Genomic DNA, 19,044 nt, shown 5'->3' with positions numbered 1-19,044 from the left:
CGCCGACAACGCACCGCACTCACCCCGTCATTGCCTGCGACAAACGCGAAGCGTTTGTGCAAGGGAGCGCAAGCGACGAAGCAATCCATCTGTCCCCGCGTGGAGAAATGGATTGCTTCGCTTCGCTCGCAATGACGACCTCAGCGGCGCGCGAACCTGATGGCTAACAGCGCGCCGCTTCCCCCACCATATCCGGCTGGCGCGCCAGCGAGACCGCCGGCGACAGCAGGATAACCAGCGCCTGCGCGGCGAAGATGATCGCTGCGAGGTAGAGGCAGGCTTCGGCGCTGTAGAGGCCGCCGACGATGGCGCCCAGCGCCGAGCCGAGCGGGCGGGCGCCGTAGCTCATGATGTTGATGGCGGAGACGCGGCCGAGCAGCGAGGGCGGCGTCACCGATTGGCGTAGCGTTGTGGTCGAGATCACCCACAGGATCGGGCCCGCGCCGAGCAGGAACAAACTTGCGCCCGCAAGCCATGCCGCCGGAACGATGGTGGTCAGCGCCATCACCGCCGCCGCGATGAAGCCGGTGACCGGTCCAAGCCCGATCACGGTGCCGAAGGCGAGGCGCTTCATCACCCGCGTAGCCGAGAGCGCCCCGGCGACCATGCCGACGCCATACATCCCAAGCGTCACGCCGACGCCGGTGGCCGATAGCCCGAGATGGCGCACAGCATAGGGCACGAACACGGCCAGCAGCAGGAACGAGGCCGTGTTGAAGATGAACTGCGTGATGAACACCGGCCGCAGCAGCGGATGATGCAGCACGAAGGCGGCGCCTTCCTTGATCTCCTGCAGGGGATGGCGGCGCGGGGCAGGGGCGCGCGCCGGCTCGTAAATGCCGGACAGCAGCACGACCGCGATCACGGACAGCGCCGTGGCAACCCCGAACGCAGGCGCTGCGCCCACCCATCCGACCAGCACGCCGCCAAGCGCGGGGCCGCTCGCAAACGCGACCGTGCGCGCCAGTTCGATCCGCGCATTCGCTGCGGGCAATTGCTCCGAATCGACTAGCGAGGGCACCAGGGCAGGGGCGGCGACGCTATAGGCGACCGTACCGCATACCGCGATGAAGCCGAGCAGCGACAGCAGCGGCAGCGTGATGGCGCCGAACCAGAGTAGCAGCAGAATTCCGGCAAGTGCGGCTGCGCGGAGCGCCTCCGAGCCCGCCATCACCCAGCGCCGCGAGACGCGGTCGGCAAGCAGGCCGGCGGGAATCGCAAACAGGATGAAGGGCAGCGTCAGCGCCGTCTGCAACAGGCCGGTCTGGCCTTCGCCGACGCCGAGCATCAGCACCGCGACGATGGGCGCCGCGGCCAGCGCAATCTGCTCGGCCGATTGGGCCGCGAGGTTCGACCAGGCCAGGCGGTTGAAGGTCGCGGGCAGGTGAGTTGTGTCGGCGGCGGACATGACGAAATCCTTGGGGCTTGAATCGATCTGGCCGCATTGTCCGGCCAGAGGACGACCCAACCCACCCGTTTCCCGACAAGGCAGAGGAAACAAGAAAAAGGCCCGCCGCATGAAGGCGGCAGGCCTCCTTCGATCTCGATGGGAACGGCGGAACCGTTCCCGGATGTGACTTATGATTTCGGTCCGAGCGTCGCCTTGCCCGTTCCCGAGATCGTCGCGGGTGGCGTCACAACATCATCTTCATCTTCGTCCACCACGGCGGGCAGTTCGGCCGGCGTGGCCAGTTGCTGCGCGGCCAATGCGTTAGTCAGGCTGGTCAGCGCGTCCGGACCGGCGGCGAAGCCGCCCTCGGCCAAAATCTTGTCGATGATCGGTTTGAACGCCGAGACCGAGAGCAGTTGCGCCGCAAGCCCGTCGCCGAGGCCGAGTCCGTTGCCGTGCCCGTTCATGGCGCCGTTGCCGCCGCCGCGGCCGAGCATGCCGCCGGTGTCGAAGATCCGGATGTCCGAAATCTTCTCGATCGGCTTGACCGCCTCGGCCAGCGCGTTCGGGATCACGTTGATGCGCGCCAGCGTGAGATCGTAATCAACGATCGCCTGCGAGAGCTTGTTGCGGGCTTCCGCCTTCAGCGCCGCGACCTCGGCTTCGGCCTGGCCGAGCGATTTGACGCCGGCTGCGCGGGTGGTCGCCGCATCGGCGTCGGCCTTGGCCAGCATGGTGATGGCTTCCGCCTTGTTGGCCGCGGCCTGGTTCTCGGCTTCCGCCATGACGGTGATCGGCATCGCCTCGGTTTCGGCGGCCTTTCGCGCCGCGATCACGTTGATGATCTTGTCGCGTTCGGCGATTTCGACGGCCTTCGCGGTAGTCACCTTTTCCTCGGCCGCGATCGCCAGCGCACGCGCGGTTTCGGCAACCGTCTGCGCCTCGGATTGCTCCTTGCTCTTGTTGGCCACCGCGATCGCGCTTTCCTGCGCCACGATCTGCAGGTCGCGCTCCATTTCGGTGTTGCGGCGCTTCACCGCGAGATCGGCCTCGATCTTGCGGGTGTCGCGAGCCTGGTTGGCCTCGGTCTGCTTGTTGGCGACCGCCAGTTCCTGTTGGATGCGGTATTCCGCCTCGTTCTGCACCGCGGTCTGTTCGACCTGCGCGGTCTGCGCGCGCATCGCGGCGGTCTTGTTGGCGATGTCGCGCTGCTGCGCCAGTTCTGCTTCGCGCTTGGTGGCCTCGATCGTCAGCGTGGTCTGGCGTGCCACGAGGTCCTGCTGCGCGATGTTGACCTCGGTGGTGCGGACGATCTGGTTGCGCTCTTGTTCGCGCTCCCGGGTGATCTTGGTCAGGGTCGTCAGGCCGTGGGCGTCAAAGAAATTGCTCGGATTGAAATGCTTGATGTCGCTCTGGTCGAGCCGCGTCAGCGAGACCGATTCAAGTTCGAGGCCGTTATTCTGGATGTCGGCGCCGACCGCCTCCTGCACCGATTTGACGAAGGTCGCGCGCTGTTCCTGCAGCTCTTCGAGGTTCATGGTGGCGGCCACCGAACGCAGGCCGTCGACGAATTTGGCCTCGATCAGTTCGCGCAGTTCGCCTCCGTTTTGGGTCCGGCTGCCCAGCGTCTGCGCGGCGAGCGCGATCGACGAGCTATCCGGTTTGACGCGCAAGTAGAATTCGGCGCCGATGTCGACGCGCATGCGATCCTTGGTGATCATCGAATCCGGGCCGCCGCGGGCGACCTCAAGCCGCAGCGTCTTGAGATTGACCGAGGCGACGGAATGGAAAACCGGAAGGACTATCGAGCCGCCGTCGAGGACGACTTTCTGGCCGCCGAGGCCGGTGCGGACATAGGCTTCGTCACGCGTCGAGCGGCGGTAGAGTTTGGCGAGCAGGAGACCGATAACAAGAATGGCAATGACGCCAATAGCGACGGGTACTGCAAGTTCCCACATGTGTTAAGCCCTGTCTGATCGTTGTTGCGCAATGAGGTCGGCTGGAGCGGAAATGGCGATAAAGCTCTTGGCGTCCCGGTCGACCAGCAGCACGCTGGCGCCGACCGGAAGCGGGGTGGATTCGGGACTGGCGCGTGCGACGAGAGAATGCCAGTTGCCGAAGACATCCTTGAGACGGACGCGGCCGGGCAGCCCCTGGTCGAGCGGGCCGATCGAAACCTCGGCGACGTGGCCGATGAAGTCGGCCTCGTCCACCGCATAGGTCTCGTCGCGCGGGATGATGCGAGCGATGCTACGGCTGGTGACCCGGATGATGGGGATGCTGCCGGCTGTTGCGGCGAGCGCCGCGATCGAGGCCGGGACCGAAATTCCGACACCGTGCGCCAGCCCCTGCAGGAAGAATCCCGTGATCGAGAACACGCCGAGTGCGAGGATGATCAGGATCAATAGCGGCAGGCGCCCCGCATTGATCCACAGGAACAGGCCGCCGAGGCCGTTGCCGTGGTCGACGTCGACGGCGACTTCTTTTCCGAAGAGTTCGCCGATCGAGAAGCCGATCAGCATCGCCAGCAATTCGATGCCGCCCAACGCCATCATGATTGCGGCAGCCACGGCGAAAGGCCGCACGTCCGGCGCTAGCAGGATGTCGGTCAGGGCACTCATTGCTGCGATTTGATCCTTTCAAGGCGGGCCGCGATTTCCTTTTCGCGGTGCAACCGGTCGAGTTCGTCGAGCTCCTTGTCACCGGGCAGGCCGGCTGCAGGCACGCCGGTGACGCGTGCGATCGCCGCCATTGCCCGATCGGGACTCACTGTTTTAGTCGCGCCAGCCGCGCGTCCGGTTTCCTGCGGCGCATGTTTTGCGAGGCTTGCCTCGAGATCGGCCAGGCGGGTTTCGGCTTCACGTCGTGCGCCAAGCATCGCTTGCAAGGCCTTGGTCTGCTCATCGATTTCGAGTTCGATGAAGTCCATCGCACGTTCGAGCGCCGTGCCCTGCGATTCCAGATCAATTTGCCGTGCGACGCCGGCGCGTGCGAGATCCTCGCGATTTTCCGCAATTGCGAGACGGATTTTTTCCGTTAACGCTGCGACTTCGCTGTCCAGCTCCTCGCGCCGCCGCTTGAGACGGAATTCCTCGGCGCGCGACTTGCCGAGTGCATGGCGTGCTTCATCGGCGCCGGCGTCGATCTCGCGGATCGCCTGTTTGACCAGCGCGACCTTGTTGCTGTTCTCGACATTGTCGATGGTCTCGCTGGCGATAGCGGCAAGAAGTCTACCCATACGCGCAAGGATACCCTCGTGAACCATGGTCTTCTCCTCCGGTGATGATTTCGATTTGACGGCGAAGTGGAGTTCGTAGGCGCGGCCGTCCGAGACCAGGTGAGCCGGGAAGGGACTTTCCCAGCCGGCAAGGTAGCCGGGGATTTCGAACGGCACCAAGACACGTCCCTGGACAGTGCTAATCGTCAGTGAAGTTGGTCCCTTGATTGCGAACAACTTGTCGTCGAGTGGAAGTCTGCGTACCGGCGCATCAGCCACATAGTTGGCGCGGTCACGCAGGCCGAGCGTCACCAGACGTGCCGGCAGGCCAGTCTCGGTGCGAATGCGCTCGTAAGCCTGGGCGTGAAGGGCGACGAGGTTGGCGCCAACAGGCGCAACCTCGGCGAGGATCGCCATCATCCGGTCATAGGCGGCAAAGGTCGCTTCGATGGCGGCAATCCCAGCCTCATCAGGGGTGAGGGCGTATCGCAGCGTGGCCGTAGGCGTTTCGACCGGGATCTTGATCATGCTGATAGCATAAAGCACTTCCTCAGTGCTTTTCCAGATCCGGCGCCGGTATCATTTTCGTGATCGCCAGATGCAGTTGCAAATGAGTTGCAATAAGCCGGAAGCTCGGTTATCGCTTTGAAATGGACGCACGAACGCCCGGTTTGAGCGCCGAACCCTCGGCCAAGAGTTTGACCATGTCTGACACGACCGCCACCGGCTGGCGCGCTGACGCTGCCGCCGGTGCCCAGCGCAGCCTGCCTGAAGTGAATTCGACCATTTCCGTGCCCTTTGGCGGGCATTGGTCGCGCCGGCTGCTCGCCTTCCTCGGCCCCGGCTACCTGGTCTCGGTCGGATACATGGATCCCGGCAACTGGGCCACCGATCTCGCCGGTGGTTCGAAGTTCGGCTACACGCTGCTGGCGGTCATTCTGCTGTCGAACCTGATGGCGATCCTGCTGCAGGCGCTGGCCGCGCGGCTTGGCATCGTTACCGACCGCGATCTGGCGCAGGCCTGCCGCGCCAGCTTTTCGCGGCCCGTCAACTTCATGCTGTGGCTGGCCTGCGAGGCCGCGATCATCGCCTGCGACCTCGCCGAGGTGATCGGCACCGCGATCGCGCTCAACCTCTTGTTCGGCATTCCCCTGATCTGGGGCGCGCTGATCACCGCACTCGACGCCTTCCTGCTGCTGCTCCTGATGAACAAGGGTTTTCGCTTCCTCGAAGCCTTTGTCATCTCGCTGTTGATCGTGATCGCGATCTGCTTTTCGATTCAGATCGTGGCCGCGGCGCCGCCGGTGGCGGCCGTGCTGAAGGGATTTGTGCCGTCGCCCGAGATCGTCACCAATCCTGAAATGCTCTACATCGCGATCGGCATCATCGGCGCGACCGTGATGCCGCATAATCTCTATCTGCACTCCGCGATCGTGCAGACCCGCGCCTATGAACGCACCAACGAAGGCCGCCGCGAGGCGATCAAATGGGCGACGACGGACTCGACGATCGCGCTGATGCTGGCGCTGTTCATCAACGCCGCGATCCTGATCGTCGCCGCCGCCACCTTCTATTCGAGCGGACGCACCGAGGTCGCCGAGATCGGCCAGGCCTATGAATTGCTGTCGCCGCTGCTCGGCCTCGGCATCGCCTCGACCCTGTTTGCAGTGGCGCTGCTCGCCTCCGGCCTCAATTCGACCGTGACGGCGACGCTGGCCGGCCAGATCGTGATGGAAGGCTTTTTGCACCTCCGCCTGCCGAGCTGGGCACGGCGGCTGCTCACGCGCGGCATCGCCATCGTTCCGGTCGTGATCGTCACCGCGCTGTATGGCGAGCGTGGCACCAGCCAGCTCCTGGTATTCAGCCAGGTCATCCTGTCGATGCAATTGCCGTTCGCGGTGATCCCGCTGGTCAAGTTCGTTTCCGACAAGCGCAAGATGGGCGAGTTCGTCATCCCCCGCGGTGTGGCGGTCGTGGCCTGGATCGTCGCCGGCATCATCGTGGCGCTGAACGTGAAGCTCTTGATCGAGACGTTCTTCGGGTGACTAGCCGCACACACAGCCGTCGTCGCCCGGCTTGACCGGGCGATCCAGTACGCCGCGGCCTCTCGATTCAACTGCTGCTGTTCCTGGAATACGACGAGCGGAGTTGGTAACTCCGAGCGTGCCTAATCCTGCGGCTCGGCCAACATCTCGCCTGAGGCATCCACCCGCAGCCAGCCTGACGGCGCCAGCCGCTGCTGCGGCAGGAAGCGGCCCTTGTAGTCCATCTTCTTCGAGCCCTCGATCCAGTAGCCGAGATAGACGTAAGGCAGCCCGAGCCGGCGGGCGCGGGAGATATGATCGAGGATCATGAAGGTGCCGAGCGAGCGGCTCTGCTGCGACGGCTCGAAGAACGAATACACCATCGACAGCCCGTCGCTGAGCACGTCGGTGAGCGCCACCGCGATCAGCTCCTCGCCGCGCCCGGTGATGCCGGTATCGACGCCGCGCTTGCGGTATTCGATGATGCGGGTCTCGACATGGCTGTCTTCCACCATCATCGCGTAGTCGAGCACGGTCATGTCGGCCATGCCGCCATGGCGGTGCCGCTTGTCGAGATAGGCGCGGAATACCGAATACTGCTCCGAGGTCGGCACCGCGCTGCGCTGCTCGCCGACGATGTCGGCATTGCGCGCCAGGACCTTCTTGAAGTTGCGGGAGGGGCGGAATTCGTTGGCGATCACGCGCACGGAAACGCAGGCCCGGCACTGGTCGCAGGCCGGGCGGTAGGCGATCGACTGGCTGCGGCGGAAGCCGCCATGGGTCAGGAGGTCGTTGAGGTCGCCGGCCTTGTCGCCGACCAGATGCGTAAACACCTTGCGCTCGTGCCTGCCCGGCAGATAGGGGCAAGGCGAGGGCGCCGTCAGGTAGAACTGCGGGGTATCACGCGAATGCTGGGTCACGTCGGTTCGTCAGGCCTCCGAAACAAACAACCATAGCGCTTTCGAGCGAAGTAGACACCAGTTCCCGTTAAGAAAACGCATCAAAACGCAAAAGTGCCGGTCAGACCCGATTCAGGGCCGGACCGGCTACAGCATTGCGCTCCAAAGGCCGATGGTCAATTAGTTTGCGGCTCGCTCAGTAGCTGCCGCGGCCCGAAGGCACCACCTGGGTACGAACCGAGCTGTTGATGATCACAGTTCCCAGGATCACGTCGTGCAGCAGCCGGCGGCGGCCGTTGAACAGGCCGACCAAAAGCACCAGCGGCGTCAGGAACGACACCGAGACCCAGTACAACACGGCATGGCAGGCGCCGAGCACGAAATAGCCCGGCGCGCCGTACCAGGTGCGCAGCTCCAGATCCATCGCGCGCATGCCGAACGTGGCCGAATGCGGCCCGCCGATCGAGGCGCCGTAATAGACGATCGCCCACACGATGGTAGCCGGCCACGCCAGCCAGAACAGCATCCAGCCGAGCCCCAGCGTGACGATGCCGAACACGAAGATGAAGATGTAGCCGAGGATGACCGGCACCGACAGCACCACGAGGTCGATCAGGAACGCAAACACCCGCCGCGTCAGCACGCCGCGAAACAATTCCGGCTGCAGATCGGGATCGAACGCATGCGGCGGCACCCCGCCGTCGTTCCGCCAGGCGCCGCCAGCAGAAGTACCGCTGCCGCCATTGTCAGAGCCGCTATAAGACATGGTTCGTCCTCCAGGCCGATATTCCCGAACGAGACATGGGAACCGGCCGCGCTGCCGCCAAGGGCCTGCGACCATTAACAGCGTGCAATATTGTGGGTGGTTGAGGGGAACGTCGCCCTTTATCCCCGTCATTGCGAGCGGAGCGAAGCAATCCATCGCACGGCATACCGGATAGATGGATTGCTTCGTCGCTTCAGCGCAAAATTGCTGCGCAATTTTGTCGCGCGCTCCTTGCAATGACGGTGAGAGAGCGGGGGGCTTACCCCTCCGACTTCAGTTTCTCCGCCGCCTTCGGCGCAAAATACGTCAAGATCCCGTCGGCACCGGCGCGCTTGAAGCCGAGCAGGCTCTCCATCATCGCGCGCTCGCCGTCGATCCAGCCATTGTTGGCAGCGCCTGCGATCATCGCGTATTCGCCCGACACCTGGTAGACGAAGGTCGGCATCGCAAACGTGTCCTTCACCCGCCGCACGATGTCGAGATAGGGCATGCCGGGCTTCACCATCACCATGTCGGCGCCTTCCGCGATGTCGAGTTCGACCTCGCGCAGCGCTTCGTCGGAATTGGCGCTGTCCATCTGGTAGGTGCGCTTGTCGCCGGTCAGCGTCTTGGCCGATCCGATGGCGTCGCGAAACGGGCCGTAGAAGGCGCTGGCGTATTTCGCCGCGTAGGACATGATCTGCACGTCGGCAAAACCATTGTCGTCCAGCGCCTCGCGGATCGCGCCGATGCGGCCATCCATCATGTCGGAGGGCGCGATGACGTCGCAGCCGGCCTCGGCCTGCACCAGCGCCTGTTGCACCAGGACCGCCACCGTCTCGTCGTTGAGGATCTTGCCGTCGTCGATCAGCCCGTCATGGCCGTGGCTGGTGAAGGGATCCAGCGCGACATCGCAGAGCAGGCCGATCTCGGGGAATTCCTTCTTGATCGCGCGCACCGACTGGCACACGAGATTGTTCGGATTGAGCGCCTCGGAACCGTTCTCGTCGCGCAAGGACGGCTCGGTGTAGGGAAACAGCGCGATGCAGGGGATGTTCAGCTTCATCGCGCGCTCGGCATCGCGCACCGCCTGATCGACGGTGAGGCGGTCGACGCCGGGCATCGAGGCCACCGGCGTGCGCGTGTTGGTGCCGTCGACCACGAACAGCGGCCAGATCAGGTCGTCGGTGGTCAGCACGTTCTCGCGCACCAGCCGCCGGGCCCATTCCGCCTTGCGGTTGCGGCGGGGGCGGATGGTCAGGTCGAGTGGCGTGGACGCGAGGGCGGTCTGCCGCCGCGGCGCGTCGCGCAGTTCGATCGGACGCCCGAATTTGATCGCCATGTGATGGGTACTCCTGAAGGCGGCGGCTCAATTTTGATTTGTTCCAGTTCTAGCACCTTGCCCGCCGCCCGTCACCGCGCCTTGATCCATCTCATCGGCAATTGATTTTGCCGTGCCGGCGGGCCAAGACATGAGACCATGAGCAGACTCCAGCACCATTCAGGCCCGATTCCGGGGGCAGCTCCCAAGTCAGCCCGTGGGCCGGTGGCCATGTCTGACCTTTCGGCGCGGGACAAGGCCAGGGACAATGCGATGTCGGTCGGGGCGATGTCCTCGGAGCGGATCGAGTCCGACGAGAATGTGTGGACGCGGCGCCTGGTGCTGTTCCTGCGCGTCATGGCGATCGTGTCGATCATGAAGGGCCTGTACCACTGGGCGCAGGTCACGGGTTTCATCGGCGGCGAGGAGGCATTCGAGAACCAGTCGATGGCCTGGCAGACCGCGACCGTCTATTTCGCCGTCATCGAACTCGTCGCCGCCGTCGGCCTCTGGCTTGCCACGCCCTGGGGCGCGGTGGTGTGGCTCACCACCGTGGTGTCGATGGCGGTGATCGAACTGATGTTTCCCGGCATCTATGGCGGCAGCCTGACGGTGGTGGCGCTCGAGGCCGTGATGCTCGGCGCCTATCTCGCGCTCGCCTGGATGGCCGCCCGCGAACGTCCGCCGTAGGACGTTGTGACGAGGAGCGGCCAATTGGCCGCATCTCGAAGGATGAAGCCACCGCCGCCTCAGCGCGGCAGTTTTCCGCCATATTCCATCCGCCTGCAGAAACCGCGACGCGATCCCGTACAATTCTCCAAAATTTTGCCGGTAACGTTTCGCTCACCGTTAAGGGCCGTAAAGGGTTCCACCACACATCTTACGCGAGCGTTTCGATTTCTGACGCACCTGTTTCCGAATGCGACAGGGGATGCAGACGAAGCGTGAACAGGGCGCTTCCAACCTCAATGAAATGTTGCAAAAAGCCTTGATCCATAGGGCTTAATGCACAATTCACTCTGTTAAATTCATGATCTCTTTATTGTCTTATTTAAGCGGATCTTCAAACGGGCCCCTTAAGTTGAGGCTATCAGGCGGGACAGAAGTTTCGTCGAAATAAGTCGAAAAACGACGACAGGGGAAGTGTCATGATCAAAGCCGTTGCAACGGCGGTGGAAACCGCTGAGCGCTCTGCCGGCCAAACTCCGGTGCAGCCGCTCTATCTGGAAGCGTTGACTTTGGTGGAGCGGCTTCACCGCCGGCTGCTCGACGTCATCAAGGACGAGTTCGATCGTCGCGGCCGCGCCGATATCAATTCGGTGCAGGCTCTGCTGCTCTACAACATCGGCGACAAGGAGCTGACCGCCGGCGAGCTGCGCACGCGCGGTTACTATCTCGGCTCCAACGTCTCCTACAATCTGAAGAAGCTCGTCGAGCTCGGCTTCCTCGATCATCAGCGCTCCCGCGTTGATCGTCGCTCGGTCCGCATCCGCCTGACCGCTCAGGGCCAGGAGATCCGCAAGATCGTCGATGCGCTCTACCAGAAGCACGTCAAGACGGTGGAGCAGGTCGGCGGCATCTCGAACGAGGAGTTCGCGACGCTGAACAAGTCGCTGCACCGCCTCGAGCGGTTCTGGACCGACCAGATCCTGTATCGGCTCTGAGAATTTCTTTCCGCGGTCAAGCCGGCCATTCAAAAGACCGGCAGCCAACAGCGGACAATGAACTGGCAAGGCAGTAAGCCTTGCTCAAAGCGCATCGGCCCCGGTTTTCCGGAGCCGGTGCGTTTTGTTTTTCGGCCAACCTCAAGTCGCACCATTGTCGCCGGCATTTTGCATGAGCGTCCGGCCACTATTGGCCACTTGCACAATCCGATTGTGCCCCTCGCACAATCCGGATTGACTAGCCTTCGACGCCCCGCCCATAATCCCAAAAAAATACAGGCTTCACGCACGTAGCGGCCGAGAAGAGTCGTGACGGCTTGACGCCCAAATGGGGAAACGGGCTTGTCGGCATCACGGCGTCCCATGTTCGGCGAGCAACAGCGCTTCGTGCTGCTTCTGATCGCGCCGGCTGCGCTGCTGCTGCTGTTGTTTCAGGTCGTGCCGATCGTGATCGGCGCCAATGCCAGCTTTCGCGACTGGGCGCTCTATAATCCCAAGAAGACCTGGATCGGCTTCGACCACTATGTCGCCGTGATAACGGACCCGGCGTTCCTCTATGTGGTGTTGCCGAACACCTTCCTGTTCATGGTGCTGAGCGTTGCCGGCGCGCTGGTGGCGGGGCTGGCGCTGGCGCTGCTGCTTAACCGGCCATTCCGCGGGCAGAAGCTGGTGCAGACCATCCTGCTGGTGCCGCTGATGGTGGCGCCTGTGATCGCCGCGATCATGATCCGCTGGATCTTCAACGACCAGTTCGGCATCGTGAATGTGGTGCTGGAAGCGATCGGCCTCGAGGGGCAGCCCTGGCTGGTGCAGCGCTGGAGCGCGTTCGGCATCATCCTTCTGACCGACATCTGGCTGTGGACGCCGTGGTTCACGCTGCTCTTGCTCGCGGGGCTGCAGAGCCTGCCGAAGGAGCCGTTCGAGGCCGCCGCCATCGACGGCACCACCACCTGGCGCGTGTTCCGCTATCTCACGCTGCCGATGCTGCGTCCGGTCATCGTGGTCTGCGTGGTGATCCGCGCCATCGATGCCTTCCGCACCTTCGATATCGTGTGGACGCTGACCGGCGGCGGGCCGGGACGCTCGACCGAACTGTTCAGCCTCTACGCCTATGTGCACGCCTTCCTCAATCTTGATCTCGGTCGCGGTTCGGCGGCCGCGATCATCGGCGGGCTCGTCATTCTCGTGATCGGCGTGGTGCTCTACCGCCTCGTCGACCGTATCGCAAAGGCTTGATCCGATGGCCATGGTCAACCGCCCCCAATTCCTGCCGTGGCTGCCGCCGATCGGCCGCAAGACGCTGTTTGCGCTCGCGGTCGCCTTCATCTGCTTTGCCTTCGCCTTTCCGGTGTTGTGGCTGATCCTGACCTCGCTGCGCCCGGAATCCGGCGTCTATTACGTCCATCGCGGCACCGAGTTCACGCTCGCCAGCTTCGCCGAGGTCCTGAGCGACGAGCGGATCGTGGCAGCCTTTCTCAACAGCGCGCTGATCTCGACGCTGGCGACCGTGTTCTCGCTGCTGGTGACGGTCTCCAGCGGCTACATGCTGTCGCGTTTCACCGGGCCGGCCTCGCGGCTCTGGTTCGGCACCATCTACGTGTTCCGCTGCGTGCCCTACATCTCCTGGGTGTTGCCGCTCTATTTCGTGACGCAAAGCTGGGGCCTCTACGACACCTATACCGGCCTGCTGCTGCCGCACATCGCCGTGCACATCTGCTTCTTCTCCTGGCTGATGAAGGGCTTTTTCGACGGCATCGATCCGTCGATGGAATATGCTGCGATGATCGACGGCTGCACCCGGTGGGGCGCCTTCATCCGCGTCGCGGTGCCGTCGGCGCTGCCGGCGATATCGGCGCTCGCGGTGCTGTGCTGGCTGTTCACCTGGAACGAGTTCCTGTTCGCGCTGATCCTGACCGGCAACCGCGTGCCTGTCATCACGGTGGTCATGGCGCAGTTCGTCACCGAGATGGGGCTGCGCTGGAATCTGATGGCGGCGACCGCCGTGATGGCCCTGCTGCCGGCCTTCCTGATCGCGCTGTTCGGCCAGAAATACGTCATCCGCGGACTGAGGATTTAGCCGAGGCAACGAAAGACACAACAAAAAGAGGAGGAGAGGCGATGCAGGGACTGGCGAGATGGTTCGTTGCGGCAACCGCGGCCCTGGTGGCGGCGACGGGCAGTGCCGCCGCACAGGTGAAGGAACTGCGGATCGGCTATCAGCCGAGCCCGATCCAGGATGCCTCGATTGCGATGTTCGAGGCGTGGGGCGCCAAGAACGGCGTCAAGATCGTCAAGGTGCCGAACTCCTACGGCGTCTATGTCGAGAAGATGACGGCCTCGCTGACCTCGAACTCGGATCAGTATGACGTCATCTGGCACAATGACGACTGGGGTCAGACCTGGGCGCATCTGCTGGAGCCGACCGACGACGTCGAAGCCAACAAGTTCGGCTCCAAGTGGAGCATGTCGCCCATCGTGTTCGCCAACGCGCAGGGCCAGAACACCGTCGTGCCGATGGGCCAGACTTTCAGCGTGTTCTTCTACCGATCCGACCTCGTCAAGCCGGAGGAAGTGCCGAAGACGCTGGATGAACTCGTCACCATGAGCAAGAAGCTGCAGGCGGACGGCAAGGTGAAGTTCGGCTATGTCGGCGGCATGTCGATGAACCACTCCTGGTTCAGCTGGTTCTGGTCGATGTGGGCCAACAATTGCGACGTGCTGCTGCCGGCCTACGAGCGCGACAACAAGAAGCTCGCGGAAGCTGGCTGGAAATCGAGCCTGACCGACCCCTGCATGCAGAAGACGGTGGAGTACTGGTGGGATGCGATCAACACCCACAAGATCTCGCCGCGCGGCATGCCGGCCTATGACCGCAACGAAGCCAACGCCATCTTCATGGCCGGCGACGCCGCATTCACGGTGGCGGACACGCTGTGGTGGGGCACGTTCAACGATCCCAACAAGTCGAAGATTGTCGGCAAGGTCGCTGCCGCGCGCTTCCCACTCGGCCCCGACCGGAAGAAGCCGTTCGGCTGGGACGACATCTGGGGCTGGGCAATCCCGAAGTCGATACCGGAAGAGCGCAAGAAGCTCGCCAAGCAGATGCTGAATGCGATGATGCTCGACGAAGAAGGCCAGACCAAGCTGTTCAAGTCGACGGGCGCCCCGCCGCCCAATACGACGTTCTGGCCGAAGATCGCCGAGCAGGATGCCTTCATGAAGCTGTTGAAGGAAGCGGTGCTCGACTCCCCGGACAAGGTGCGCGGCGCCTATTACTTCCCGCAATGGCCCGCCGTGCACAAGGCGTTCAACGACGCCGTCACCAAGGCCGTCACCGGCAAGCGCGAGGACATTGCAAAAGTGCTTGCCGAGAACGCCCCGCTGGTCAGCAAGGCGGCGCAGTAGTCAACGACATGAGGCCCGCCGCGCGGTTTGCGGCGGGCTTTCCAAAAACAGGCAACCGGTTCGATAGCGGCGAGGCAATGGCAGCAATCTCACTGAGCAAGCTCAACAAGCATTATGGCTCGCTGTTCCACGCGGTGAAGGACGTCGATCTCGAGATTGCCGACAAGGAGTTCGTCGCGCTGGTCGGCCCGTCCGGCTGCGGCAAGTCGACGACGCTGCGCATGATCGCAGGCCTGGAAGACATCACCAGCGGCGACATCCGCATCGGCAACAAGGTGGTCAACCACCTGCCGCCGCGTGACCGCGACGTCGCCATGGTGTTCCAGAACTACGCGCTCTACCAGCACATGAGCGTCTACGACAACCTCGCCTTCGGCCTGCGCAACAAGAAGACGCCGGAAGCCGAGATCAGGACGGCGATCGACCGCGCCGCCGGCATGCTCGGGCTGCACGATCTGCTGCAGCGCAAGCCGAAGCAGCTCTCGGGCGGCCAGCAGCAGCGCGTCGCGCTCGGCCGCTGCATCGTGCGCAACCCGCAGGTGTTCTTGTTCGACGAGCCGCTGTCCAATCTCGACGCCAAGCTGCGCGCCCAGATGCGCATCGAGATCAAGCGCCTGCATGCGGAAATCCCGACCACCTCGGTGTTCGTGACCCACGACCAGGTCGAGGCCATGACGCTCGGGGACCGTGTCGTCATCATGCGCGACGGCCGCATTCAGCAGATCGGCACGCCGCTGCAGGTCTATGGCAAGCCCGCCAACAAGTTCGTCGCCGGCTTCATCGGCGCGCCCGCGATGAACTTCATCGACGTCAACGTGCGCAGCGCGGCGGGGGTGACGTCGGTCGAGGCGGAGGGGCTGCGGCTCACGATCGGGCCCGCGGATGCGGCCGCGCTTGCGATCCACAGCGGCCGCCGCGTGATCATGGGCATGCGGCCGGAGCACCTCTCACTCGGTGCCGGCGCCCCGGGCCTTGGTTTCGACGCCCATGTCGAGGTCGTCGAGCAGCTCGGCTCGGAAATCCTGCTGGAGACGAGGGTCGGCAATGCCAGCATCACCGCCGCCCGCGTGCCGGCGGAAACTGCGATCGCGCGCGGCGATCAGGTCCGCCTGTCGGCGCAGGCCGGCCGGCTGCATTTCTTCGATCCGGAGACCGAACTGCCGATTTCCTGAGTGAAATCAGGCCGAAAGCCCTTTTGTTTGGCGGCCCTGAGTTCCCTGTTCCAAAAAAATTGGAACCATTCCGGCCCTTGCGCATTGTTGGCCCGGCCATAAACAGGTGGGGCATGTTGGTCGAGCGTGGGTTGCAGGTGATGAATTTCGAGGTGGTCGGCGACGCTTACGCCATTGCCTCGAACTACCTCCGCAAAACCGGCGCCATCGCCGACAGCTTCGCCACCGACGAGCGGCTGCTCGATATCATCGTCAGGATGTTCCAGCTCGGCGAATACAACCGGATCAGGCTCGCCAACAGGGCAATCGCCAAATTCGAAGCCGGCGTATCGGCTTGACCGTATCAACGGTGTCATCCCACATCAGGAGAATTCCATGGAAGCCGCGATCGACCGCATCATGCAGACCTATGATCTGCTTCTGAACTGCACGGCCGCGGCCAGCGACGAGGCGCGCGCCAAGGTGACCGCATATCTCACCACGCTGGTCGAGGCCGGCGAGAAGGACCCGCATCGGCTGACGGTGTGCGGGCTGACTTACTTGCGCCAGCTCGACGGCAGCAACGATCCGGTAAAGGCGGGATATACGGGACTATAGGGGGACCCGATCGGGGCAGCAGGATGGAAGCACAACCTCGCGGTGAAAGCCTTGCTGCCGCGCGCGCGCCGCCATAGATTCCGGGCTCTGATCGACGGAGGCTGCCATGACCTCTATCACCCGTCGCTTATTCCTGTCGCTGGCGGCAGCGTTCGTGCCGGCGTCCGCGATCGCCCATCACGGCTGGGGCGGATACGATACGTCGAAATCGTTCACCGTCACCGGCAGAATCCTGAAATCGACCTTCGAGAATCCGCATTGCGAGATCGAGATGGAGGTCGACGGCAAGCACTGGCACTTCATCCTGGCGCCACCCTCGCGCATGCAGGCGCGCGGCGCAACCGCTGACCTGATCGCGCCCGGCAAGACCTGCACCGTGTTCGGCTATCCTCACACCACCAAGCCGGATGAGGCGCGGATCGAATATATCGTGCTCGACGGCAAGCGCATCGAGTTGCGGTAGGCCGCGCGTGGAACAGCAGCCGGCCGCATCGATCTTCCTGGCGCTGCAGGAAAGCGCGCTGGGGCACACGATGCGCTCGTCGCCCGCACTTTATCCCGCGGTCGAGATTCTGCACATCATCGGGTTCGTGGTGCTCGTCGGATCGATCGTGGCGCTCGATTTGAGGCTATTGGGGCTCGGACGTGCGATTGCGATCCAGCCGATGGCGCAATTGCTGTTGCCGGTGTCACGCGTGGGCTTTCTGCTCGCGATCAGTATGGGATTTCTGCTGTTCAGCGCCGATGCTTCGCATGTCGTGAAAAACCCGGCATTCCAGGCCAAGGCGCTGCTGATTGTGGCGGCGCTGGTCAACATCGTGATCGCGCATGCGATCCCATGGCGCCATGTTGAAGCGTGGGGAAAGGAAGCCTCCCTTGGGGCCAAGGCGACGGCGCTGCTATCGATCCTGCTGTGGCTCGGCGTTATCTGTGCGGGACGCCTGATCGCCTACTTCTAGTGAGGTGGCCATGTCCCTTATTCGCTTCGCCATCTTCGTACTCCTGCTCGGCTTCAGCGCCACGGCGGAGATCGCCACCGCCGACGAGGCTGCCAGGGCCTGGAACGCCCTGCGCGCCGGCGGGCATGTCGCGCTGATGCGGCATGCCGATGCACCGGGAGGCTTCGGCGATCCGCCGGGCTTCCGCGTCGAGGATTGCGCCACCCAGCGCAACCTCAGCGCCAAGGGCAGGGCGGACGCGGAAAAGATCGGTGCGCGGCTCAAGCGAGAGGGGATCGCGTTCGAAAAGATCCTGAGCTCGCCCTGGTGCCGGTGCATCGACACGGGCAGGCTGATGAACCTCGGCACGGTCGAGACCGAGGCGACATTCGGCAATGTCGTGGTGCTGCGCGATCAAAGGGAGGCGCTGACGGCGGGTGGGCGCGCGCTCATCGCCAAATGGACGGCGAGCGGAAACCTGCTCGTCGTGACCCACGGCGCGAACATTTCGGCGCTGACCGGCGTCTCGCCCGCCAGCGGCGAGATCGTCGTCGTCAAAGGCGGCAGCGACCGCGCCGAACCGGTCGGCCGCCTGCTTCTCGATTGAGCGCGGCGCGATTACCGCGCGTCCGCCCTCGCGTCTTTGTTGCGATACCGGTTCCAGTTGGCGATCACCGCCTCAAAGCGCGCAGGTTTCGTGGCCGCTACGGTCGCCGTGTTTTCGGCCGCTGTTTCATGGGTATCGTCACTTGAAAAAACTACAACAAATCCAAGAAGACCGGCGATCATCGCGCCGTAAATCAGGAAGGCCGTTATCAGCCAGCGTCGCGTCCTGGCTTTCCGCTGTGGCAAAGAGCTTTCCATATCGGGAAATCCATCTGTCAGCCCAGACGCTTTATGGACCCGCCCGAAGCGTTGCGCTGTGAACTGGATCACGTGCGGCATATTTCGGCGATGTCGTGCCACGCGATCCTCGCGAGCATGCGAAGCACGCGGTTAATTGCGCTTCGCCGAATAGACAAACGATTGATCGTCGTAGTCGTCAGTCGCAAGCTTGTTCACGTCAGCGGCCAATTCGCTGACTGATATCAAGCCGGCAGGTGCGTTCCGATGGTTCTTTGACGGCAGCGGTCGGTGGGTGGCGGCTGTTACCGCGACAGCAATCAGAGCGATGGCTACCAAATTGGTGATCGTTCGATGCGTCGTCATGGGAAACCTCCGTTCCCCGGCCCTTGATGTACGTCAGCGGAATGACAGGGAGGTTCAATGTTGAGTCAATCAAATGAAGGGCAGGGTCGTTGTCGAATATTGCCGGGCCATCGAAAGCGAGCACGATCGACGCGAGTAAACGCGTCACACCATGCGGCAATTGAAGCTCACCCAGCCGCGTACAGACACTGCCCGACGAGTGGTCAAAAGATCGAATTGCCTGACGGGCAAATCAGCTAGATGTTGTGTCCAGTAGCGCCCNCTTTCGTTCTCACCCAAATCAGTCGCATAACTCCGCCCGTCTCACGGCAGAGATGAGGGGCGCTTCGCGAACGTCACGAACGCGCGGTGAGATGCGATGGACGCTGATGGCGCGCTCGACGTTCGCGCCGGAGACGTACGGCGAAGTCGTGTGGTTCGGGCGCCGCGGTGCTGGCGTTAAGTTGCGCGGAGTTTTCCGTGT

21 protein-coding genes are annotated in these 19,044 nt (G+C 63.3%); 12 read left to right on the top strand and 9 right to left on the bottom strand.

Features of this window, described 5'->3' with window-relative positions:
• Positions 1 to 163 precede the first annotated feature (163 nt).
• From CQ14_RS16435 to CQ14_RS16420, 4 genes are all read right to left on the bottom strand, one after another.
• A complete protein-coding gene (locus CQ14_RS16435; protein WP_057858945.1) occupies positions 164 to 1,408 on the bottom strand; it encodes an MFS transporter in 1,245 nt (414 codons plus the stop codon).
• Positions 1,409 to 1,578: 170 nt separating this feature from the next.
• On the bottom strand, positions 1,579 to 3,348 hold the full coding sequence (locus CQ14_RS16430) for a flotillin family protein (RefSeq protein ID WP_082649900.1): 1,770 nt from the start codon (positions 3,346 to 3,348) through the stop codon (positions 1,579 to 1,581).
• Between the two features lie 3 nt (positions 3,349 to 3,351).
• Positions 3,352 to 4,011 (bottom strand): OB-fold-containig protein, encoded by a 660-nt coding sequence (locus tag CQ14_RS16425; RefSeq protein WP_057858902.1) that lies wholly within the window; start codon positions 4,009 to 4,011, stop codon positions 3,352 to 3,354.
• Positions 4,008 to 5,135: a PspA/IM30 family protein gene (locus CQ14_RS16420; RefSeq protein ID WP_057858901.1), complete on the bottom strand. Its 1,128-nt coding sequence runs from the start codon at positions 5,133 to 5,135 to the stop codon at positions 4,008 to 4,010. The genes CQ14_RS16425 and CQ14_RS16420 overlap by 4 nt, the downstream gene beginning before the upstream one ends.
• Before the next feature lie 122 nt (positions 5,136 to 5,257).
• Here CQ14_RS16420 and CQ14_RS16415 point away from each other — a divergent pair, with 122 nt between their 5' ends.
• On the top strand, positions 5,258 to 6,652 hold the full coding sequence (locus tag CQ14_RS16415; RefSeq protein WP_057858900.1) for an Nramp family divalent metal transporter: 1,395 nt from the start codon (positions 5,258 to 5,260) through the stop codon (positions 6,650 to 6,652).
• Positions 6,653 to 6,774: 122 nt separating this feature from the next.
• On the opposite strand, the gene CQ14_RS16410 is transcribed toward CQ14_RS16415, so the two are convergent.
• The 3 genes from CQ14_RS16410 to hemB all read right to left on the bottom strand — a co-directional run bounded on the left by CQ14_RS16410 (position 6,775) and on the right by hemB (position 9,617).
• On the bottom strand, positions 6,775 to 7,551 hold the full coding sequence (locus CQ14_RS16410) for an arginyltransferase (RefSeq protein ID WP_057858899.1): 777 nt from the start codon (positions 7,549 to 7,551) through the stop codon (positions 6,775 to 6,777).
• A gap of 175 nt (positions 7,552 to 7,726) precedes the next feature.
• The gene (locus tag CQ14_RS16405; protein WP_057858898.1) at positions 7,727 to 8,296 is read right to left on the bottom strand and encodes an RDD family protein; all 570 of its coding nucleotides are present in this window, start codon (positions 8,294 to 8,296) and stop codon (positions 7,727 to 7,729) included.
• A gap of 259 nt (positions 8,297 to 8,555) precedes the next feature.
• On the bottom strand, positions 8,556 to 9,617 hold the full coding sequence (gene hemB, locus CQ14_RS16400) for a porphobilinogen synthase (protein WP_057858897.1): 1,062 nt from the start codon (positions 9,615 to 9,617) through the stop codon (positions 8,556 to 8,558).
• 210 nt (positions 9,618 to 9,827) lie between these two features.
• Here hemB and CQ14_RS16395 point away from each other — a divergent pair, with 210 nt between their 5' ends.
• From CQ14_RS16395 to CQ14_RS16345, 11 genes are all read left to right on the top strand, one after another.
• Positions 9,828 to 10,286 (top strand): DUF6163 family protein, encoded by a 459-nt coding sequence (locus CQ14_RS16395; protein ID WP_057858896.1) that lies wholly within the window; start codon positions 9,828 to 9,830, stop codon positions 10,284 to 10,286.
• Between the two features lie 458 nt (positions 10,287 to 10,744).
• Positions 10,745 to 11,260 carry a transcriptional regulator LdtR gene (ldtR, locus tag CQ14_RS16390; protein ID WP_028345688.1) on the top strand — a complete coding sequence of 172 codons (516 nt, stop codon included), beginning with the start codon at positions 10,745 to 10,747 and terminating at the stop codon, positions 11,258 to 11,260.
• Positions 11,261 to 11,602: 342 nt separating this feature from the next.
• Positions 11,603 to 12,496, top strand: a complete 894-nt coding sequence (locus CQ14_RS16385; protein WP_245320373.1) for a carbohydrate ABC transporter permease — start codon at positions 11,603 to 11,605, stop codon at positions 12,494 to 12,496.
• A 10-nt stretch (positions 12,497 to 12,506) separates the two neighbouring features.
• Positions 12,507 to 13,337, top strand: a complete 831-nt coding sequence (locus tag CQ14_RS16380; RefSeq protein WP_245320372.1) for a carbohydrate ABC transporter permease — start codon at positions 12,507 to 12,509, stop codon at positions 13,335 to 13,337.
• A gap of 41 nt (positions 13,338 to 13,378) precedes the next feature.
• Complete coding sequence (locus CQ14_RS16375) at positions 13,379 to 14,665, top strand: extracellular solute-binding protein (RefSeq protein ID WP_057858893.1); 1,287 nt, start codon at positions 13,379 to 13,381, stop codon at positions 14,663 to 14,665.
• 77 nt (positions 14,666 to 14,742) lie between these two features.
• Positions 14,743 to 15,837, top strand: coding sequence for an ABC transporter ATP-binding protein (locus CQ14_RS16370; RefSeq protein ID WP_057858944.1), 1,095 nt, complete (start codon positions 14,743 to 14,745; stop codon positions 15,835 to 15,837).
• Positions 15,838 to 15,950: 113 nt separating this feature from the next.
• Positions 15,951 to 16,175 carry a hypothetical protein gene (locus CQ14_RS16365; protein WP_057858892.1) on the top strand — a complete coding sequence of 75 codons (225 nt, stop codon included), beginning with the start codon at positions 15,951 to 15,953 and terminating at the stop codon, positions 16,173 to 16,175.
• A gap of 37 nt (positions 16,176 to 16,212) precedes the next feature.
• On the top strand, positions 16,213 to 16,434 hold the full coding sequence (locus CQ14_RS16360) for a hypothetical protein (protein ID WP_057839070.1): 222 nt from the start codon (positions 16,213 to 16,215) through the stop codon (positions 16,432 to 16,434).
• A 106-nt stretch (positions 16,435 to 16,540) separates the two neighbouring features.
• Positions 16,541 to 16,897, top strand: a complete 357-nt coding sequence (locus tag CQ14_RS16355) for a DUF6152 family protein (protein WP_057858891.1) — start codon at positions 16,541 to 16,543, stop codon at positions 16,895 to 16,897.
• A 7-nt stretch (positions 16,898 to 16,904) separates the two neighbouring features.
• Positions 16,905 to 17,393, top strand: a complete 489-nt coding sequence (locus CQ14_RS16350; RefSeq protein WP_057858890.1) for a hypothetical protein — start codon at positions 16,905 to 16,907, stop codon at positions 17,391 to 17,393.
• 10 nt (positions 17,394 to 17,403) lie between these two features.
• Complete coding sequence (locus CQ14_RS16345) at positions 17,404 to 17,979, top strand: histidine phosphatase family protein (RefSeq protein WP_057858889.1); 576 nt, start codon at positions 17,404 to 17,406, stop codon at positions 17,977 to 17,979.
• 11 nt (positions 17,980 to 17,990) lie between these two features.
• Here CQ14_RS16345 and CQ14_RS16340 read toward each other — a convergent pair whose 3' ends face one another.
• Complete coding sequence (locus tag CQ14_RS16340) at positions 17,991 to 18,317, bottom strand: hypothetical protein (RefSeq protein WP_057858888.1); 327 nt, start codon at positions 18,315 to 18,317, stop codon at positions 17,991 to 17,993.
• A 51-nt stretch (positions 18,318 to 18,368) separates the two neighbouring features.
• Complete coding sequence (locus CQ14_RS16335) at positions 18,369 to 18,581, bottom strand: hypothetical protein (protein WP_057858887.1); 213 nt, start codon at positions 18,579 to 18,581, stop codon at positions 18,369 to 18,371.
• Positions 18,582 to 19,044: the final 463 nt, after the last annotated feature.

It is taken from the genome of Bradyrhizobium lablabi, assembly GCF_001440475.1.
GTDB classification, from domain to species: Bacteria; Pseudomonadota; Alphaproteobacteria; order Rhizobiales; family Xanthobacteraceae; genus Bradyrhizobium; species Bradyrhizobium lablabi.
Note: the sequence above shows the minus strand (reverse complement) of the source record. Positions and strands in the feature narration are given on the sequence as shown.

Excerpts from the sequence above, each read along its gene's own strand:
- CQ14_RS16435 (WP_057858945.1), bottom strand. The coding sequence starts at position 1,408 with ATGTCCGCCGCCGACACAACTCACCTGCCCGCGACCTTCAACCGCCTG.
- CQ14_RS16430 (WP_082649900.1), bottom strand. The coding sequence starts at position 3,348 with ATGTGGGAACTTGCAGTACCCGTCGCTATTGGCGTCATTGCCATTCTT.
- CQ14_RS16425 (WP_057858902.1), bottom strand. The coding sequence starts at position 4,011 with ATGAGTGCCCTGACCGACATCCTGCTAGCGCCGGACGTGCGGCCTTTC.
- CQ14_RS16420 (WP_057858901.1), bottom strand. The coding sequence starts at position 5,135 with ATGATCAAGATCCCGGTCGAAACGCCTACGGCCACGCTGCGATACGCC.
- CQ14_RS16415 (WP_057858900.1), top strand. The coding sequence starts at position 5,258 with ATGGACGCACGAACGCCCGGTTTGAGCGCCGAACCCTCGGCCAAGAGT.
- CQ14_RS16405 (WP_057858898.1), bottom strand. The coding sequence starts at position 8,296 with ATGTCTTATAGCGGCTCTGACAATGGCGGCAGCGGTACTTCTGCTGGC.
- hemB (WP_057858897.1), bottom strand. The coding sequence starts at position 9,617 with ATGGCGATCAAATTCGGGCGTCCGATCGAACTGCGCGACGCGCCGCGG.
- CQ14_RS16395 (WP_057858896.1), top strand. The coding sequence starts at position 9,828 with ATGTCTGACCTTTCGGCGCGGGACAAGGCCAGGGACAATGCGATGTCG.
- ldtR (WP_028345688.1), top strand. The coding sequence starts at position 10,745 with ATGATCAAAGCCGTTGCAACGGCGGTGGAAACCGCTGAGCGCTCTGCC.
- CQ14_RS16380 (WP_245320372.1), top strand. The coding sequence starts at position 12,507 with ATGGTCAACCGCCCCCAATTCCTGCCGTGGCTGCCGCCGATCGGCCGC.
- CQ14_RS16375 (WP_057858893.1), top strand. The coding sequence starts at position 13,379 with ATGCAGGGACTGGCGAGATGGTTCGTTGCGGCAACCGCGGCCCTGGTG.
- CQ14_RS16370 (WP_057858944.1), top strand. The coding sequence starts at position 14,743 with ATGGCAGCAATCTCACTGAGCAAGCTCAACAAGCATTATGGCTCGCTG.
- CQ14_RS16365 (WP_057858892.1), top strand. The coding sequence starts at position 15,951 with ATGTTGGTCGAGCGTGGGTTGCAGGTGATGAATTTCGAGGTGGTCGGC.
- CQ14_RS16360 (WP_057839070.1), top strand. The coding sequence starts at position 16,213 with ATGGAAGCCGCGATCGACCGCATCATGCAGACCTATGATCTGCTTCTG.
- CQ14_RS16355 (WP_057858891.1), top strand. The coding sequence starts at position 16,541 with ATGACCTCTATCACCCGTCGCTTATTCCTGTCGCTGGCGGCAGCGTTC.
- CQ14_RS16345 (WP_057858889.1), top strand. The coding sequence starts at position 17,404 with ATGTCCCTTATTCGCTTCGCCATCTTCGTACTCCTGCTCGGCTTCAGC.
- CQ14_RS16340 (WP_057858888.1), bottom strand. The coding sequence starts at position 18,317 with ATGCCGCACGTGATCCAGTTCACAGCGCAACGCTTCGGGCGGGTCCAT.
- CQ14_RS16335 (WP_057858887.1), bottom strand. The coding sequence starts at position 18,581 with ATGACGACGCATCGAACGATCACCAATTTGGTAGCCATCGCTCTGATT.